This window comes from Arthrobacter sp. 05T45 (assembly GCF_056395875.1).
Genome location: NZ_JBFTKI010000007.1, coordinates 1 through 17,073, shown reverse-complemented (window position 1 = coordinate 17,073; position 17,073 = coordinate 1). Strand labels below are relative to the sequence as shown.

Annotated in this window: 16 protein-coding genes; 5 read left to right on the top strand and 11 right to left on the bottom strand. The window is 69.9% G+C overall.

Annotated elements, in window-relative coordinates; all coding sequences use genetic code 11:
• Positions 1-22: 22 nt before the first annotated feature.
• From AC1DGD_RS09615 to hemE, 9 genes are all read right to left on the bottom strand, one after another.
• The gene (locus AC1DGD_RS09615; RefSeq protein ID WP_476856658.1) at positions 23-1,123 is read right to left on the bottom strand and encodes an LLM class flavin-dependent oxidoreductase; all 1,101 of its coding nucleotides are present in this window, start codon (positions 1,121-1,123) and stop codon (positions 23-25) included.
• Entirely contained in the window at positions 1,120-2,103 is a 984-nt protein-coding gene (gene hemB / locus AC1DGD_RS09610; protein WP_476856657.1) for a porphobilinogen synthase, read from the bottom strand. Before hemB ends, AC1DGD_RS09615 begins: the two co-directional genes overlap by 4 nt.
• Entirely contained in the window at positions 2,100-3,068 is a 969-nt protein-coding gene (locus tag AC1DGD_RS09605) for a uroporphyrinogen-III synthase (RefSeq protein ID WP_476856656.1), read from the bottom strand. Before AC1DGD_RS09605 ends, hemB begins: the two co-directional genes overlap by 4 nt.
• 19 nt (positions 3,069-3,087) lie before the next feature.
• Entirely contained in the window at positions 3,088-4,086 is a 999-nt protein-coding gene (gene hemC / locus AC1DGD_RS09600) for a hydroxymethylbilane synthase (RefSeq protein WP_230010623.1), read from the bottom strand.
• Complete coding sequence (locus tag AC1DGD_RS09595; RefSeq protein ID WP_476856655.1) at positions 4,083-5,366, bottom strand: ferrochelatase; 1,284 nt, start codon at positions 5,364-5,366, stop codon at positions 4,083-4,085. Before AC1DGD_RS09595 ends, hemC begins: the two co-directional genes overlap by 4 nt.
• Entirely contained in the window at positions 5,363-6,109 is a 747-nt protein-coding gene (hemQ, locus tag AC1DGD_RS09590) for a hydrogen peroxide-dependent heme synthase (protein ID WP_476856654.1), read from the bottom strand. Before hemQ ends, AC1DGD_RS09595 begins: the two co-directional genes overlap by 4 nt.
• 157 nt (positions 6,110-6,266) lie before the next feature.
• On the bottom strand, positions 6,267-7,133 hold the full coding sequence (locus AC1DGD_RS09585) for a hypothetical protein (protein WP_476856653.1): 867 nt from the start codon (positions 7,131-7,133) through the stop codon (positions 6,267-6,269).
• 247 nt (positions 7,134-7,380) lie between these two features.
• Complete coding sequence (locus AC1DGD_RS09580; RefSeq protein WP_476856652.1) at positions 7,381-8,916, bottom strand: protoporphyrinogen/coproporphyrinogen oxidase; 1,536 nt, start codon at positions 8,914-8,916, stop codon at positions 7,381-7,383.
• 4 nt (positions 8,917-8,920) lie between these two features.
• Entirely contained in the window at positions 8,921-10,078 is a 1,158-nt protein-coding gene (gene hemE / locus AC1DGD_RS09575) for a uroporphyrinogen decarboxylase (RefSeq protein WP_476848750.1), read from the bottom strand.
• A 170-nt stretch (positions 10,079-10,248) separates the two neighbouring features.
• Here hemE and AC1DGD_RS09570 point away from each other — a divergent pair, with 170 nt between their 5' ends.
• On the top strand, positions 10,249-11,643 hold the full coding sequence (locus AC1DGD_RS09570) for a glutamyl-tRNA reductase (protein ID WP_476856651.1): 1,395 nt from the start codon (positions 10,249-10,251) through the stop codon (positions 11,641-11,643).
• Between the two features lie 38 nt (positions 11,644-11,681).
• On the opposite strand, the gene AC1DGD_RS09565 is transcribed toward AC1DGD_RS09570, so the two are convergent.
• Together AC1DGD_RS09565 and moeB are read right to left on the bottom strand one after the other, a co-directional pair.
• Positions 11,682-12,731, bottom strand: coding sequence for an SDR family NAD(P)-dependent oxidoreductase (locus tag AC1DGD_RS09565; RefSeq protein ID WP_476856650.1), 1,050 nt, complete (start codon positions 12,729-12,731; stop codon positions 11,682-11,684).
• A gap of 85 nt (positions 12,732-12,816) precedes the next feature.
• Complete coding sequence (gene moeB, locus AC1DGD_RS09560; RefSeq protein ID WP_476856649.1) at positions 12,817-14,040, bottom strand: molybdopterin-synthase adenylyltransferase MoeB; 1,224 nt, start codon at positions 14,038-14,040, stop codon at positions 12,817-12,819.
• A gap of 156 nt (positions 14,041-14,196) precedes the next feature.
• Here moeB and AC1DGD_RS09555 point away from each other — a divergent pair, with 156 nt between their 5' ends.
• From AC1DGD_RS09555 to AC1DGD_RS09540, 4 genes are all read left to right on the top strand, one after another.
• Positions 14,197-14,844 carry a TetR/AcrR family transcriptional regulator gene (locus AC1DGD_RS09555; RefSeq protein WP_476856725.1) on the top strand — a complete coding sequence of 216 codons (648 nt, stop codon included), beginning with the start codon at positions 14,197-14,199 and terminating at the stop codon, positions 14,842-14,844.
• Positions 14,845-14,905: 61 nt separating this feature from the next.
• Complete coding sequence (locus AC1DGD_RS09550; RefSeq protein ID WP_028278253.1) at positions 14,906-15,130, top strand: DUF3107 domain-containing protein; 225 nt, start codon at positions 14,906-14,908, stop codon at positions 15,128-15,130.
• 57 nt (positions 15,131-15,187) lie between these two features.
• A complete protein-coding gene (locus AC1DGD_RS09545) occupies positions 15,188-15,490 on the top strand; it encodes a hypothetical protein (RefSeq protein ID WP_476848746.1) in 303 nt (100 codons plus the stop codon).
• Positions 15,491-15,657: 167 nt separating this feature from the next.
• Positions 15,658-17,073, top strand: a 1,416-nt coding sequence (locus AC1DGD_RS09540; RefSeq protein WP_476856648.1) for a DUF222 domain-containing protein, incomplete at its 3' end; no start/stop codon positions are given.

Below are 17,073 nucleotides of genomic sequence, written 5' to 3'. Positions count from 1 at the left end.
GCGAGGTCTGTTCGCGGCCAGTTCAGTTGGCGCTAAGCAACGCGGCCACGCGGGGCGCCACTTCGGTGCCGAACAGCTCAATGGAGCGCATCATGGCCGTGTGCGGCAGGGTGCCGTTGCTGTACTTGAGGTCAAAGCGGTCCACGCCCAGGTTCTTTTTGAGCAGGGCAATCTTCGCGGCCACGGTTTCCGGCGACCCGACATAGAGGGCTCCCTCGGGCGTACACATCGCGTCGAACTCGCCCCGGCTGGCGGGGCCCCAGCCGCGTTCGGCCCCGATCCGGTTCCGCTGCTGTAGCCAGTGCGGGAAGAACTCCTCGCGGGCGTCCTCATCCGTGGCGGCAACGTGGCCGGGCGAATGCGTGGCCATCTGCTGCATCGGGTGCCCGTACTTGGCCATGGCCTCACGGTAGAGGTTGGCGAGGGGCGCGAACGACCGCGGCTGGCCGCCGATGATCGCGAAGATGATCGGGTAGCCGTACTCGGCACAGCGCAGCACCGACTCGGGGGTGCCGCCCACGCCGATCCACGTCGGCAGAAGGTGGTGTTCCAGCGGCGGATAGACGCTCAGGCCGCTGATGGCCGGCCGGGTGCGTCCCTCCCAGTGGACCGGTTTCTGCGCCCGGACCTTGTCGAAGAGCTCGAGCTTTTCCTCGAAGAGGACCTCGTAGTCCGCCAGGTCCAGGCCGAACAGCGGGAAAGACTCGATGAAGGACCCGCGGCCCAGCATGACCTCTGCCCGGCCGCCGGAGATGGCGTCCACGGTGGCGAAGCGCTGGAACACCCGTATCGGGTCATCGGAGCTGAGCACTGTCACGGCCGAGCCGAGCCGGATGTTCTTGGTCCGGGCAGCCGCCGCGGCCAGGAATACCTCCGGGGCGGAGACAGCGAAGTCGCGGCGGTGGTGCTCCCCCACCGCGAAGGCGTGCAGGCCGACCTGGTCCGCGAGTTCGGCCTGTTCCAGGAGCTGGCGCAGCACCTGGGCGTGCGGGACGGGATGGCCGTCCGGGAAGACCCCGACGTCGCCGAAGGTGTTCAGGCCCAGGAGGATGCGGTTGGGCCCCACCGGCGCGGTGGGCGTGGAATTGAGCGGGGCGTCCGCGGATTCGGGGGCCGTGTTCATCGGGTTTCCTTGAGCCAGCCGGCGAGCTCGCCCGCCCAGTAGGTCAGCACCATGTTGGCGCCGGCGCGTTTGATGCCCAGGACGGACTCGGTGATGGCGGCCCGGCGGTCGATCCAGCCGTTTGCGGCGGCGGCCTCGATCATCGAGTACTCGCCGGAAATCTGGTAGGCGGCCACGGGGACCGGGCTCATGGCGGCGACGTCGGCGAGGATGTCCAGGTAGCTCATGGCAGGCTTCACCATGACCATGTCGGCGCCTTCGGCCAGGTCCAGGTCCACCTCGAGGATGGCCTCCCGGCGGTTGGCGGCGTCCATCTGGTAGGTGCGGCGGTCGCCGGTCAGCTGCGAGTCGACGGCCTCGCGGAACGGACCGTAGAACGCGGAGGCATATTTCGCGGCGTAGGCCACGATGGCGGTGTTGGCGTGCCCGGCGTCCTCGAGGGCCTGCCGGATCACGGCGACCTGGCCGTCCATCATGCCCGACGGGCCCAGGACGTGGGCGCCGGCGTCGGCCTGGGCAACCGCCATCTGGCCGTAGATTTCCAGGGTGGCATCGTTGTCGACGTAGCCGTTGGCGTCCAGGACACCGCAGTGGCCGTGGTCGGTGAATTCGTCGAGGCACACGTCGCTCATGACCACGAGGTCGTCGCCGACCTCGGCGCGGACGTCCCGGATGGCCTTGTTCAGCACGCCGTCGGGGTCCAGCGACGCCGTCCCGCGCGCGTCCCGGACGGCGGGAACGCCGAACAGCATGATGCCGCCGACGCCCAGCTGGACAGCCTCGGCCGCGGCACGCCTGAGCGAATCGGTGGTGTGCTGCTGCACGCCGGGCATCGAGGCGATCGGGTTGGGCTCACTCAGGCCTTCGCGGATGAAGGCCGGCAGGATGAGCTCCGAGGCTGAGAGCCGGTGTTCGGCCGTCAGCCGGCGCATGGCCGGGGTGGTGCGGAGCCGGCGGGGGCGGTGGGTCGGGAAGCTCATATGGTGTCCTTTGCTGAGGGCTCTGCGGCTGACGGAGGCGGTGGGGGCTGCTGGTGGTCAAGGGACCGCACGACGGCGGCAACCAGGCCGGACGCCGTCGGCTCTTCGGCGACGGCGTCGACGCTGAGTCCGAGGGAGGCCGCCTCGGCCGCCGTCGAGCGTCCGATGGCGACGAAACGGCAGGTGCCCAGCGGGGTGAGGTCCGCGTGGATGCGGCGGGCGGCGCTCGGGGAGGCGGCGACGACGGCGTGCAGCCGGCCGGCCCCGATTTCGGCTTTCGCCTCGGCCGTGGTGAGCACGGTGGGCGGCGGCGCGTCCTGCCCGGCCGGACTGATCCCCTGCGACAAGGTCGCCTGCGGCGGGGCCGGCGGGAATGCGGGCAGGGCCCGGCGCGGATCGGCAGGATAGTCGACGGTGTTGTACGCGGTGACGGCCTGGACGGCCGCACCGCGGGCCTCGAGGCCCTTGCGGAGCCGCGGGTCCGCTATGTCTGCCTGGGGCAGGAGCACGCTGCCCTGGTTCGCGGGCCAGATGTCGAGCAGGCCCGTGCCGGATTGCTGGCCCGTGGGGGCAAGGTCGACGCTGATGCCCCGGGACTCCAGCTCACGGCGGGTCGCCGGGCCGATCGTGGCCACGAGGATGCTGCCGGGCAGCCAGCTGCTGAGGGAGGCGCCGCGTTCCGCGGCTTTCGCCTCAAGTGCCTGGACTGTGGTCACGCTGCTGATCACGAGCCACGTGTAGGCCCCGGCGCCGAGGGCGTCGAAGGCGACGTCGAGGGAGTGCTGGTCGCTGGCCTGCTCAAAGTCAATCAGCGGGAGCAGCAACGGCTCGGCGCCGACACGGCGGAGGGCCGTGACGAGTTCCCCCGCGCGGTCCGGGCTGCGGGCAACCAGCACGCGGGCGCCCTCCGGCACCCTCATGCCGGTTGGGCCGCCCGTGTGGTTGCGGTCGCTGTGCCGTGCCATGAAGTGGTGGATCCGCGGTTCAGGAAGCTGCCAGGTCCGCGATGTCCGCGGCGCCGCGGGCCAGCAGGACTTCCGCCAGCTCGATCCCGAGCAGCGTTGCCCCGACCTCGGTGAGGCCGTCGGTGGCTTTCTTGTCGCGGACGGTTGCCGTGCCGTCGACGGCGCAGACCACCGCCTCGAGGTGCAGCATGCTGCCCTTGCGGTAGGCGTAGGCGCCCACCGGGGCGGCGCATCCGGCCTCCAGCCGGGCCAGCAAAGCCCGTTCGGCCGTGACGGCGAGCCGGGTGTCCGGATCATCGAGGGCCGCGAGGGCCTGCGCCAGCACGCCCTGGGAGCCTTCCGTGGACCCGGCCCGGCGGGGAGCGTCGGCGGTGCGGCATTCGATCGCCAGGGCACCCTGCCCGGCGGCCGGCAGCATGATGTCCGTCTCGAGGTATTCGCTGACCGCGTCGAGCCGGCCGATCCGGTGCAGTCCGGCGGCTGCGAGCACGACGGCGTCGAGGTCGTTTGACTTGCCGTCAACGACGGCGTCGTTCGTGTTGCCCGACAGCCCGGGGACGCGTCCCAACCGGGTGTCCACGTTCCCGCGGATGTCGCGGATGTCCAGGTCCGGACGCACGGCGCGGAGCTGGGCCGCGCGGCGCGGGGAGCCGGTGCCGACGCTCGCGCCGCTCGGCAGGTCGGCGAGCTTCAGCCCGTCGCGGGCGCACAGCACGTCCCGGACGTCGACGCGTTGGGGTGTGGCCGCGAGGCTCAGGCCGAGGGCCGGACCGGTCGGGAGGTCCTTGAGCGAATGCACGGCGATATCGCAGACGTCCTGCAACAGGGCGTCGCGGAGCGCGGCGACGAAGACGCCGGTACCGCCCATCTGGGACAGCGAGCCTTTGAGGACGTCGCCGTCGGTCCGGATATGGACCAGCTCCACGGGGAACCCGCCGACGGCGGCCAGTTGGTCCGCGGTCTGCTGGGTCTGGGTCAGGGCGAGTTTGCTGGCGCGCGTGCCGATCCGGACGCTCATGCGGTCCCCTGGCCCGCCGCCGCAGCAGCCGTGCCCGAAGCCACAGGGGCGGCCGGGTAGGGATCGTGTCCGGTCCCGACGGTGGTGTCGGCACCTGCGATGGTGGGCTTTTCGCCGCGGAAGTTAGCGCAGCAGCCGGGACGGCAGACGTCGTACCAGGGGCCGAGCTTGGTCAGGTGCGGCCGCTCGGCGATGTTGTTCGCGACGGTCCGCTCGCAGATCAGGTCCACAAGCCCGGCGACAAACTTGCGGTGCGTTCCGGGCGTGGGGACGCGGGTTGCGGCCAGTTCCAGCCGGGCGCAGGTCTCAAGCGCCTCGGTGTCCAGATCCCAGACCACTTCCATGTGGTCGCTGACAAAGCCCAGCGGCACAATCACGATGCCCTTGACGCCCTGGCCTGCGAGCTCCTCGATGGCGTCGTTGATGTCCGGTTCGAGCCACGGCACGTGCGGGGCGCCGGAGCGGGACTGGTAGACGAGGGACCAGGGTGCGGTCAGGCCGGTCGCGTCTTCCACCCGGCGGATGATCTCGGTGCCGGAGGCCAGGTGCTGTGCGGCGTAGGCGGAGTCTTCCTCAAAAGTGCGCGGCTCGCCCTCGGACCGGCCGGCGGCCTCGGCATCGCGGGTCGGGATGGAGTGCGTCGCGAACAGGATGTGCACGGGGGCGTCCGGGGTGCCGGCGGCGGCCAGCTGGGCACGGACGTCGGCGAGGCCGGCGGCGGTGCCCTCGATGAAGGGCTCCACGAACCCGGGGTGGTCGAAGTACTGGCGCACCTTGTCGACCTCGAGCTTGCCGTCGAGCCCGGTTTCGGTCAGCGCCATGCCGATGTCCTCGCGGTACTGGCGGCAGCTGGAGTAACAGGAGTAGGCGCTCGTGGTGAGCATGAGCACCTTGCGGTGGCCGGCGTCGTACATCTCCTGCAGGGTCTGCGGGATGTACGGATCCCAGTTGCGGTTGCCCCAGAACACCGGCAGCGCGATGCCGCGGGCTGCAAGCTCGGCCTCGATGCCGGCCTTGAGCTGACGGTTCTGTCCGTTGATGGGGCTGATGCCGCTGTTGGCGCGGTAGTGGTGCGAGACCTCTTCGAGCCGTTCGTCGGGGATGCCGCGGCCGCGGGTGACGTTGCGGAGGAACGGGATGACGTCCTCCTGGCCTTCGGGTCCGCCGAACGAGGCGAGGAGCACGGCGTCGTACTCCTTGGGGGCCATCCGGCCGGCCTCGGTGACGGTGTTCACGGCGGTTACCGGGGCGGCGGATTCCTGCGGATCGAGCGGGCTCATGCCAGGACCTCGGCAATCTCGGCGGCGGTGACGCGGCGGCCGGTGTAGAAGGGGATTTCCTCGCGGACGTGGTGCCGGGCTTCGGTGGCGCGCAGGTGGCGCATCAGGTCCACGAGGTCCACGAGCTCGGGGGCTTCCAGCCCGAGGATCCATTCCCAGTCGCCGAGGGCGAAGGAAGAGACGGTGTTGGAGATGACCTGGGGGAAGTCGCGGCCCAGCATGCCGTGGTCGCGGAGCATGGCGCCGCGCTCGGCGTCCGGGAGCAGGTACCACTCGTAGGAGCGGACGAAGGGGTAGACGCAGAGCCATTCCGCCGGTTCCACGCCGCGGGAAAACGCCGGGGTGTGGTTCTTGGCGAACTCGGCCTCCCGGTGCACGCCCATGGCGGACCAGACGATCTCGGTGCCGGCGAAAAGTTTGCTGCGCCGGATGTCCCGCACTGCCCGCTGCAGCGCTTCAGCCCGGGGACCGTGCAACCAGACCATGATGTCCGCGTCGGCCCGCATCGCCGAGACGTCGTAGCTGCCGCGGTGGACAACTCCGGCGTCGGCGAGGCTTTTCATCAGGGCCTCGAAGTCCTCAGCGGCATCGGCGCCGCGCAGGATGTCCGCTGACCGCTTGAATACGGTCCAAAGGGTGAAGAACTGCTCAGTTGAATCTTCGGGCGCCGATGCCCCGGCGACTGATTCTCCGGGGGCTGACATTCCGGTTTTAGTGACAGATTCGGCAGAAGTGTGGCTCATGGATACCAGTCTGCCTCCTCTCCCCAGCTAAGTCGAAAAAAAGCACTTCTACAGCGCGTAGAAGTGCTTTATTTCACATGCGGGGCACGGGAGGTGGGTGCGCGTCCGCGGGAGGCGGGTCTGCGGGAGGGTGCGCATCCGCGGGAGGCGGGTCCTGTCAGCTCCGGCGCATCCGGAGGACCACGGCGCCGGCGCCGAGCGAGAGCGCCACCAGGCCGATGCCCCAGCCGACCAGCGGGGACAGGCCGGCCGGTTCCAACGTCGAGGTTGCCTCGAGGGAGGAGTTGCCGGAGTGGCCCTTGGCCGGAGCCGGCGCCTGGGTCCAGCCGGCTGTGTTTGAACCCGTTGGGGACGGGTGCGGTGTGGCCGACGTCGAGGCCGACGCCTGCGCGCCGGCACCGTTGCCCGCGGCCGGCACCGCGGTGCCGGACTGTGGATCGGCGGCCGGGTCGGCGGCCGCGCTGCCCGGTGCCGGCCGGCCCGGGGCCTGTCCGGTGGGGGCAGACCCGGCGGATCCGCCTGCGGCGGGAGCTCCCGGAGCCGGGGCGGCGGGCGGCGCGGCGGGGTCCTGCGGCCCGCCGGGCGGCGCAACCTTCGAGGGCGGGGTGCTCGACGCCGGTGGAGTGCTGGTGCGCGGGGCCGTGGGTTCGGGATTGCTGGGCTCGGGGTCGCTGGGTTCCGGGTCGCTGGGCTCGGGGTCGCTGGGTTCCGGGCTGCTGCCGTGCGACGGCGGCGGCTGCGACGGGGAGGACTCGCCCGAGCCGGCGGACGGCGAGGGGCTCGGCGTCGTCGAGGAACCCAGCAGGCTGTCCAGCACGTCGCCGAGGCCGAGGGTCAGCGAACCCTGCGCGGACGGTGCGGTGGACGCCGCCGCGGACAACCCTGCGGCCGCCTGCGAGGCAGGAGCCCCGGCGGTGCCAGCCAGTACGGCCCCGAGCGCGACCGCCGCCGCGCCGCTTCGAAGGCCCCGATGGCGGCCGGTCTTCGTTGTTGACACCTTGGACCTGAAAATAAACATGGTCATCGAGCCTAGCCGGAATCGACCAGCAGGAAAAACTTGCAAGTACCGCGAATTTCCGGCACGAAACCGCCGTGACCGGAGGGGTTCAGGGTGCCTTTGGAACCGCTGTGATTCCTGTGACTGAAGGTGTGCTTGGGACTCGGAAACCTCGTTCGGAACAGCCAGATTCAGGGTCACCGAATTCAGCGCAGGCACATCGAGGCAGCCACGTTCAGCGCAGCCACGTTGAGGACGACGTTGAGGACAACGTTCAGGACAACAGGGCGCGGACCTGCTGCGGGGTGTCGGCCACGATCGCTGCCAGGCCATTGCCGGACAGCCAGCCGCCCACCACGGCAAGCGTGCCGTCCGCGGCACAGACGCTCCGGACGGCCGCGACGCGCTGCCTGTGGCCCAGGGACGCAAACGGCAGCGCGCCGGCCCAGCGGACCACGTCCCAATCGGCCACGTCCCCGGCGCCGACTGGCACCGCCAGCAGGGCCGACGCATCAGCCAGGGCTGCGCGGAAAAGTTCATCGTCGGAGCGCGGCGCCGCGGCCAGTCCGCCGCCGCGGGGCTCGGGCAACGCCCCGGGAGTAACAGCCTCTGGAGCTGCACTCCGCCCGTAGGAGAGCCGGAGCACATGCCGTCCCGGGCCTGCCTGCTCCGCCAGCCACGCCCATTTGGCGGTGGCGTGCGTCAGCGCCTTGGCCTGCACACCCGGGCTCTGCGGCGCAACAAGCACGCCGGTGCCGCGTGGCGCCGCGTCAAGGGCCGTGAGGTCCACCACGAGCGTGACAAGGCTGACGTCGGGTCCGGCATCGGGGCGGTGGCCGGCAAGTTCCGGCAGGGACTCCTCAAGCAGCCCGACGGCGGCGGGACCCTCGACCGCAACCGCGAGGAGCCCGGCGTCGAAAGTGGCCTCGTCCGTGGCCACGCGCCAGCCGTCGGCTGTGCGCCGCACTGACCGGGCCGCGGTGCCGGGCAGCAGGGTGACTCCGCGCTGACGCAGATCGGCCAGCAGGGCGGCGACGAGGGTGTGCATGCCGCCGCGCAGCCCGGCGACGGCGGAACCGGCCTTCTGGAGCCCGCCGGCCTGGCCTGTTCCGGACGGTCCGGCTGTTCCGGCTGGTCCGGGGGGTCTGCCCGTGGCGGCCGCCGCTCCCCTGCGCTGGGCCGCGACGGCGGCGGCGAGGGAACCGTGCTGGCGGATGCCGGCCCGCAGACCGGGGGCCACCATGTCGACGTCGAGCACTGAAGGGTCGGCCGAGTGGACGCCGCCGACCACCGGTGCGACGAGCCGGTCCAGGACCCGCCTGCCCATCCGCCGGCGGACAAGGGCTGACACGCTCGTTGCCCCGGCAGCGGTGCCCAGCGAGGCCGGCAGCACGGCGTCGACGGAGGCGCGGAGGGATCCCAGCAGGCCCAACGACCGGCGGACTTCCGGGTCCCAAGGGCTCGCCGGGATGCCCAGCACACCGGTCCTAGGCAGTTCCCGGGGGCCGTCAGGCAACTGGACCCAGGCCCCGCCGGGGTTCGGCGCGACGATCTGGCCGGCCAGCCCCAGCTCCGCGGCGAGATCGGCTACGGCGGCGGTGCGGGTGGCGAAAGACTCCGCGCCGCTGTCCAGGGTCAGTCCGGCCACGACATGGCTGCCGACGCAGCCGCCCCAGGCCTCGCCGGCCTCCAGGACGGTGGTGCGGACCCCGGCCCGGGCGAATTCCCGTGCCGCAAGCAGTCCGGAAATCCCGCCCCCGATCACGACGGCGGTACCTTCCACGGGAGTCCCGGCGGCGCCTGCGTCCACGCCCCTACTCCGGAGCGATGGAGTGGATGAGTTCGACGACGCGCGTGAGCACCTCAGGGTCCGTCTCCGGCGGCACGCCGTGGCCGAGGTTCAGGACGTGCCCGGGCGCCGCGGAGCCGGCCGCGATCACCTCTCGGACGTGGGCTTCGAGGACTTCCCACGGTGCCGAAAGCAGTGCCGGGTCGATGTTGCCCTGCAGCGGGACGGTGCCGCCGAGGCGGCGGTTGGCTTCGTCCAGCGGCAGCCGGTAGTCGACCCCCACGACGTCAACGCCGACGTCGCGCATCGCGACGAGCAGTTCCGAGGTGCCGGTGCCAAAGTGGATCAGGGGTGCGCCCAGGTGCCGGACATGGTCCAGGGCGCGGGACGACGCCGGCGCAACGAAGCGCTGGTAGTCGGCAAGTCCCAGCGAACCGGCCCAGGAGTCGAAGAGCTGGCCGGCGGAGGCGCCGGCTTCCAGCTGTGCGCGGAGGAACATCCCCGAGGCATCGGCGGCCCAGTTGGCCAGGGCAGTCCAGGTTTCGGGGTCGGCGTGCATCATGGTGCGCGGGCCGAGGTGGTCGCGGGAAGGCTTGCCTTCCACCATGTACGCGGCGAGGGTAAAGGGCGCACCGGCGAAGCCGATCAGCGGGGTGCTGCCGAGCTCGGCCACCGTGAGCCGGACGGCTTCGCGGATGGGCTCCAAGGCCTCCCAGGTCAGCTGCGGCAGGGCGGCAACGTCCGCGGCCGTGCGGACCGGCTTGTCCAGGACGGGTCCGACGCCGGGCACGATGTCCACTCCGACGCCGGCCAGCTTGAGCGGGATGACAATGTCCGAGAAGAAGATGGCGGCATCGACGTCGTGGCGGCGGACCGGCTGCAGGGTGATCTCGGAAGCGAGCTCGGGGCGCAGGCACGAGTCCAGCATCGCGACGCCCTCACGGACCTTGAGATATTCGGGCAGTGAGCGGCCGGCCTGGCGCATGAACCAGACGGGACGGCGGGAGGGCTTGCCGCCGCGGTAGGCGGTGATCAGCGGCGAATCCGCGGTGCGGCCGTCCATCAGCGGGTGGCCGGCATCGAGGCCGCGGGCGGCGCCGTCAATGGCTGCATTGCCGGCTGCGCCGTTGTCGGACGTACTGAATGTGGTCGTGCCGGCACGTGCCGCAGCGCTTGGAGTCATGACTTCGATTGTGCCCAAATTTGTGCCTAAAAGATAACGACAGCCTGTCACGCCGGCTCTGACACCGGCCCCGAGTGCCGCGTCGTGGCGGGAATCACAGGCCAGGGTGCCTGAGCCCACGCCCGGACAGTTGTTCTACACGGACGCGAAAAAGCTATGATGGTGATGCTGTGGTTCTTTTTTCATTGGTGGCTACACACGCCGACATCGACCTCGAAACCGTTGCTCAGTTGAGCACCGGTGCTTCAGGGATCGCCACATCCGCCCTCGCCGGATCGCCGGCCGTGGCGGGTGCCGTTGTCCTTGCCACCTGCAACCGCCTTGAAATCTACGGTGAAGCCCCCCATCCGGACGCCGTCGCCGCGGCCCGGGCGGCCCTCATCACCCACATCAGCGGCGCCAGCGGACTCAACGATCAGCTCGTCTCCCGCGCCTTCAACACCCGCACCGGCGCCGAGGTCAGCCAGCACCTCTTCTCGGTCAGCTCCGGTCTGGACTCCGCTGTGGTGGGCGAACGGGAAATTGCCGGGCAGGTGCGCCGCGCCTTGATCACGGCCCAGCACGAGGGCACCGCCAGCTCCGGCCTGGTCAGGCTGTTCCAGGCCGCGTCCAAGACCGCGAAGGACGTCGGCGCCCAGACGGCGTTGGGTTCGCGCGGGCTCTCCATCGTTTCCGTGGCCCTGGACCTCGCCACTGACCTGTCGGAAAACCCGGACTGGTCCGCCAAGAAAGCCGTCGTCTTCGGGACCGGCGCCTATGCCGGTGCCACCATGTCCCTGCTGCGTGAACGTGGCTGCACCGATGTCTCTGTTTATTCCTCCTCCGGCCGCGCCGCCGGCTTCGTCGCCACCCGGGGCGGCACGGCACTGAACGAGGACACGCTTCCGGGCGCAGTTGCCGGTGCCGACGTCATGATCGGCTGCAGCGGCTCCGACAGCCGGGTCGAAGCGGACGAACTCGCCCGGATCCGGGCGAACTCGCCCCAGCCGCTGATCGCGATCGATCTCGCTTTGACCCATGACTTCGACCCCGCTGTCGGCGACCTCGACGGCGTCGAACTGCTGACGCTGGAATCGGTCCGGCTGGCCGCACCGCAGGAACAGGCCGAGTCGCTCGAACAGGCCAGCAGCATCGTGGCCGGGGCGGCCAGCGCCTTCGAGCAGGAGCGCGAGGCCAGGAGCGTCGACTCGGCGATCGTCGCCTTGCGCCGCCACACGATGAACGTCCTGGATGCGGAAATGGAAAAGGTCCGGGCCCGGCACGGCTGCACGGCCGCCGCCGAAGAAGTCGAATTTGCCCTGCGCCGCATGGTGAAACAGCTTCTCCACGTCCCCACCGTCCGGGCCCGCGAACTGGCCTCCAACGGACAGCAGGACGCCTACATTGCCGGTCTTGAGGCGCTGTACGGCATCACGGTGGAGCCCACCGCCGGCGCAACGGTTGCAGGTGCCGCCGGTTCCGGGGCCGCGTGCCCTGTGGACCACAACGCCGCTGTCCACAACCCCGGTGCCCACAACCCCGGCGACCCCGGCCCCGCCGCGGGCGACATCCGCGAAACCGCGTAGCTGCCCCGCGCGTTCCCGCGCCGCGGTTTATCCCTGGATTATCCGGGGAAAGCGTTGATCCCGGTCATTTCGGCCGACACCTGCCACAGCCTAGTGGCCGCCTCCCGGTCCACCGCGTGGGCATCCACTCCCCTGATCCTGGCTTCGGGCGATCCCGGCACCGTGGCTTCGGCGATGTCGCAGTCCTCGCAGTAGACGCCCCCCATCCCTTCGAGCGCCGGCGCCGTCGCGGCCCAGACCGAGGTGGCGGCGCCCTGCGCGGGTGTCTTGAAGCGCGGGTCGAGCTTGCCGTGCTCGTCCATCCAGCCCGCGGCGATCATCTCCTCCCGCGGCAGGTGCCGTTGCAGCTCCGTCATGATCCCGCCGGGATGTACTGCGAAGGCGCGCACGCCAAAGTTGCGGCCCAGGGCATCGAGCTGGACGGCGAAGAGCGCGTTCGCCGTCTTGGCCTGGCCGTAGGCACGCCATTTGTCGTAGCCGGCGTCGAAATTGATGTCATCGAAGCGAATGGCCGAGAGCTTGTGGCCGGTCGAGGAGAGCGAGACCACGCGGGCTCCCTGCGCCGCGGCAAGCGCCGGCCACAGCAGGTTGGTCAAGGCAAAATGGCCCAGGTGGTTCGTGGCGAACTGTGATTCCCAGCCGGGTCCCACCCTTTGCTCCGGACTTGCCATGATGGCGGCGTTGTTGATGAGGATGTCCAGGCTGCGGCCTGAGCCCGGCGCCGCGCCAGGTGCCGGGCCGGCCAGGAAGCCGGCGGCGAACTCCTTCACACTGTCCTGGTCCGCCAGGTCCAATTCGGCAACTTCCAGTTCGGCAACGCTGACGCCGCCGCCAGCCTTTGCCGGCGTCAGCCCGGCCGCGGCCAGGACGTCGCGGGCATGCTCGGGCCGCCGGGCCGGCACCACGACGGTGGCGCCGGCGGATGCCAGCGCCCGCACGGTCTCCAGGCCCAGCCCCGAGTAGCCGCCCGTGACAATAGCGGTCTTCCCGGTCAGGTCGATGCCGGCAATGACGTCGGCCGCCGTCGAATCCCGGCCGAACCCGGAGCCAATCTTGCGCTGGGACGTCACTGTATTTTCCTCGCTCATGACCAGGCCTTTCGTTTTAGGGCGCCGCTCGGCGGAGCATGTTGTGCGGTATCGCGGCCTTGCTGGCCATATGGGCCGCCGCGGCTCAATACACCGGTTTCCCGGGCTCCACGTCCCGTACCCAGGCGAGAATGCCGCCTTCGAGGTGGCTGACGCGCTCGTACCCGACGGCGCGGGCTGCGGACAGGACGGCGGCGGATCGTGTTCCGGCCTTGCAGTGGAAGACAATTTCGGCATCCTGGGGCAGTTCCTGCCACGCCTCGCCGGCAAGGATGCGGCCTTGCGGGATCAGCTCCGACCCCTCAATGCGGACGATTTCGTATTCTCCCTGCTCCCGCACGTCCACGAGGTGGAAGTCTTTGAGGCCGGCCTTGCGGGAGGCCAGCATGGTGGCGAGCTGGGTCGCCGTCACGGTGTGCTCGGCACCGGCATCCGCCGTTGGAGTGATCCCGCAGAAGGCCTCGTAATCGGTGAGTTCGGTGATTCGTGCTGCCGCCGGGTCCTTGGTCACCTTGATCTCGCGCCAGGTGCCGCCCAGAGCGTCATAGAGCGCCAGCCGGCCCAGCAGGGACCGGCCGACGCCGGTGATCAGTTTGACCGCTTCGGTCACCATCAGCGCTCCGACGGCGGCGCACAGCATGCCGAACACGCCGCCTTCGCCGCAGGACGGCACGGATCCGGGCGGGGGTGCCTCCGGGTAGAGGTCCCGGTAGGTGGGCCCGAACTGTTCCCAAAAGACGCTGACCTGGCCGTCGAAACGGAAAATCGATCCCCAAATGTAGGGCTTGCCGAGGATGGCGGCGGCGTCGTTGACGAGGTAGCGCGTGGCAAAGTTGTCGGCGCCGTCGAGGATCAGGTCGTAGCCGGCAAAGAGCTCCAGTGCGTTGGACGCGTCGAGCCGGACGTTGTGCAGCCGGACGTCCACGAGCGGGTTCAGGGCCTTAATGGCGTCGCGGGCGGACTCGATTTTCGGCCGGCCCACATCCTCGACACCATGGATGATCTGGCGTTGGAGGTTGCTGAGGTCGACGTCGTCGTCATCAACGATGCCAAGGGTGCCGACCCCCGCGGCGGCGAGATAGAGCAGGGCCGGGGAGCCGAGGCCACCGGCACCGATCACCAGGACTTTCGCGTTCTTGAGGCGTCGCTGGCCGATCGCGCCGATCTCCGGAATGATCAGGTGCCGCGAGTAGCGTTCCACCTCGTCCGGCCTGAGGTCCGCAGCCGGGTCGACCAACGGTCCGGGCTGCGGATCCAGCTTCGTCTGGGGGGTTGCGGGGGCACCGGCGGCGGTGAACTTGGAAGCCATACTTCAATCTATGCCCGAAGATACCACCAGGTCATATTACCCGCGCGTAAGGTGTAATTGAGTGCAAGGTAGTTCAGTACAAAATGCAAAATATTGCCATTGCGCGCAATGGGGTGAATAAGGGAAAGAAGGCCGACAGTGGTTCATCAGGCACCGTTGGAGCGGGACGAGTCCGGCAAGCCGACGGCAGGGCAGCCCCGGAGCGGACAACGCTCGGCCCGCCTCCCCCGCGACGAACGCCGGGCGCAGCTGCTGGCGGCCGCGCAGGAAGTTTTCGTGGCGAACGGCTACCACGGTGCCGCCATGGACGAGATCGCCGAGACCGCCCACGTCAGCAAGCCGGTGTTGTACCAGCACTTCCCTTCCAAGCGGGACCTCTACCTGGCTCTGCTGGACAGCCACCTCAGCAAGCTGACCGACCTCCTGCTTGGCGCCCTGAACTCCACCACCGACAATGACGAGCGCGTCCAGGCCGTCATGCGCGCCTACTTCCGCTTCATCGCGCACGACGACCAGGCCCACCGGCTCGTCTTCGAGTCGGACCTGATTAACGATCCCGACGTCAGCGCGCGGCTGGAAACGTTCAATAAGACCTTCGCCGACGCCGTCGCGCACGTCATCGCCGAGGACACCAAACTGCCTGAGCTGGAGGCCCAGCTGCTGGGCCGCGGACTCGCCGGCATGGCCCACGTGAGCGCAAGGTATTGGCTGGAAACGGACGGGAACCTGGATCTCGACGTAGCCAGTGACCTCATCTACCGTTTAGCTTGGCGCGGAATCTCCCGCTTCCCCAAAGAGACCTAGACTACAACTAGAGATTGACCTTAGACATTTTTTGGACGTTGATTGGCTGGGAGGCCTTGCTGTGGAAGTAAAGATTGGTATTCAAAACATTGGCCGCGAAATTGTCCTCGAATCGGCGCAGGATGCCGAAGCCGTCGCCAAGGTAGTTGGCGACGCGATCGCCAAGGGCAGCGAACTGCGGCTGACGGACGACAAAGGCCGCCTGGTGATCGTCCCCGCCAATGTTCTGGGCTACGTGGAAATCGGCGCAGAAGAGGCCCGCCGCGTCGGCTTCGGTGCCCTCTAGCCCCGTTCTTCCCACGACCGTCCTTCATCGCAGTTTCTACATCGTGAGGTGTCCTGAATGCTTTCCCTGATTGTGGTCGCCATGGTGACCGTGGCTGCGGGTTTCGTGGTGTGGGCCAACGACAAGCGGCACCAGAAGTACGGCGTCGCCGTCCCCGCGGGGGTTGCTGCATCCGTCGGTATGCTCAGCTGGATCATCTTCATAGCGGCCGGATTCGGCTACCAGCCGGGCCTGACCTGGATCCCGTGGATCCTGCCGATGGTCCTGGGCACTGCGGCCTCGATCGCAGCCGTCGTGTATCTCGGCAGGGCCCGGACGCGGCAGGACACCGAGAGGCTCACGGGCATCCTGAAGCTCTAGTTCGTTAGCCCCGCGCAGCTGTTTTCGGCGCGCAACTGTGACCACGCACCCAACGGGGTGCGTGGTCACAGTTCGTTTGGGGTTCGGCCGAGTGCGCCGTACCGGAGTCATTCCGAGGCGGAACCGTGCCCATCACTTTTGTCGGAGCCCTCAAATAGACTCGAGCCATGGAAGCCGTCAGGGATTTCATCAGGGATTTCACCGTCTGCGGGGACGAGGCGGAGGGCACGGAGCGGGGTGCAGCCCCGGTCGGGCAATCCGGTATGGACGCCGCCCTGGCCGCGCTGCGGGCGGTGGGTTCGACGGCGGTGGAGGATGCGGGGTCGTGGGGCTTCCGGGCCGCGTCGGACTTCGCCGGCAGTGTGGAGGAAGTCTCCCGCGCGGTGGAGTATCTTCAGCTCGTCGCGGCGGCCGCCGTGGACCGGACCAGGAAGCAGTCCGCAGCCGCGGCCACGGGGGCTGTAACGGGGGCGGTCACCGGGTGGACCACCGGCTGGCGTGAGAGCCCCGCCGGGTGGCAGACCGGCACACCCGGAACCGCGAAGCCTGCCGGCGCCTCCCTGGCCTCGGCTCCCGCGGGCACGTCCGCTGCTGCGGAGCCCTCCGGCACGTCCGCTGCTGCGGAGCCCTCCGGCACGTCCGTTGCGGCGGCTCCCGCCGGAAGCCCCGGAACGGTGGAACCGGCGGTGCCGGAATCGGTGCTGGATGACGGGTACCGGAACACGGTGGAGTTCCTGCGGGCACGGCTGCGGATCAGCGCCGCCGAGGCCAGGCGCCGGCTGGCGCTGGCCGACACGCTGCTGCCCCGGCAAGGACTCGCCGGCCGGCCCATCCCGCCCGTGCACCCGGAGCTCGGAGCCGCCGTCGCGTCCGGCGAGGTCGCCTCCCGCGCAGCGACCGTCATCACGCTCGCCCTGGACCGGGTCCGGCACAGCTGCCTCCCGGAGGCCGTCGCGGCGATGGAGCACGCCCTGACCCGCACCGCGGCCGAGAACGACGCCGACTTCCTGGCCCGGATCGCCCGCCGGTGGACGGAGGCGCTGGACCAGGACGGCGCCGAGCCCTCCGAGGAACTGCTCCGCCAGCTCCAGGGCGCCTTCCTCCGCAAACCCCGGCACGGCCTGCAGCACCTGGAAATCTTCGCCACCACGGACCAGTTCGAACACCTGATCACCGTGATGAACACCGCCACCAACCCCCGCACCGGCCCCGACACCGGCCAGGGCACCGCCACCGGCAACACGGCACAGGCCGGACCGGGCGAGGCGGGCGAGGGCGGGGCGGGTGACGGGTCCGCGGCGGCGGATGCGCCAGGCCCGGCTGCGGAGCCCGCCACGGTGGAAGAGGACCCGTCGCTGCCGGTTCTGGACCTCCGCTCCCGGCCCCGACGGCTGCTCGACGGCCTGGTCGGCGCGTGTAAGGCGGCCCTCGCCGCCGGAGGGCTGCCCGCCGCGGGCGGGCTCCGGCCCCAGGTCATGGCCACCATCGACTACCGCGACCTGCTCACCCGGCTCGGGACGACTCCCGCCGAAGCAGGCACCCCTGCCAACACCGCACAGCACGGCACCGGAACCAGGCACGGC

Bases quoted from the DNA above. Each gene is read 5' to 3' on its own strand.
- AC1DGD_RS09615 (WP_476856658.1), bottom strand. From the start codon at position 1,123: ATGAACACGGCCCCCGAATCCGCGGACGCCCCGCTCAATTCCACGCCC.
- moeB (WP_476856649.1), bottom strand. From the start codon at position 14,040: ATGGCTTCCAAGTTCACCGCCGCCGGTGCCCCCGCAACCCCCCAGACG.
- AC1DGD_RS09565 (WP_476856650.1), bottom strand. From the start codon at position 12,731: ATGAGCGAGGAAAATACAGTGACGTCCCAGCGCAAGATTGGCTCCGGG.
- hemB (WP_476856657.1), bottom strand. From the start codon at position 2,103: ATGAGCTTCCCGACCCACCGCCCCCGCCGGCTCCGCACCACCCCGGCC.
- AC1DGD_RS09605 (WP_476856656.1), bottom strand. From the start codon at position 3,068: ATGGCACGGCACAGCGACCGCAACCACACGGGCGGCCCAACCGGCATG.
- AC1DGD_RS09585 (WP_476856653.1), bottom strand. From the start codon at position 7,133: ATGACCATGTTTATTTTCAGGTCCAAGGTGTCAACAACGAAGACCGGC.
- hemQ (WP_476856654.1), bottom strand. From the start codon at position 6,109: ATGAGCCACACTTCTGCCGAATCTGTCACTAAAACCGGAATGTCAGCC.
- hemE (WP_476848750.1), bottom strand. From the start codon at position 10,078: ATGACTCCAAGCGCTGCGGCACGTGCCGGCACGACCACATTCAGTACG.
- AC1DGD_RS09595 (WP_476856655.1), bottom strand. From the start codon at position 5,366: ATGAGCCCGCTCGATCCGCAGGAATCCGCCGCCCCGGTAACCGCCGTG.
- hemC (WP_230010623.1), bottom strand. From the start codon at position 4,086: ATGAGCGTCCGGATCGGCACGCGCGCCAGCAAACTCGCCCTGACCCAG.
- AC1DGD_RS09545 (WP_476848746.1), top strand. From the start codon at position 15,188: ATGCTTTCCCTGATTGTGGTCGCCATGGTGACCGTGGCTGCGGGTTTC.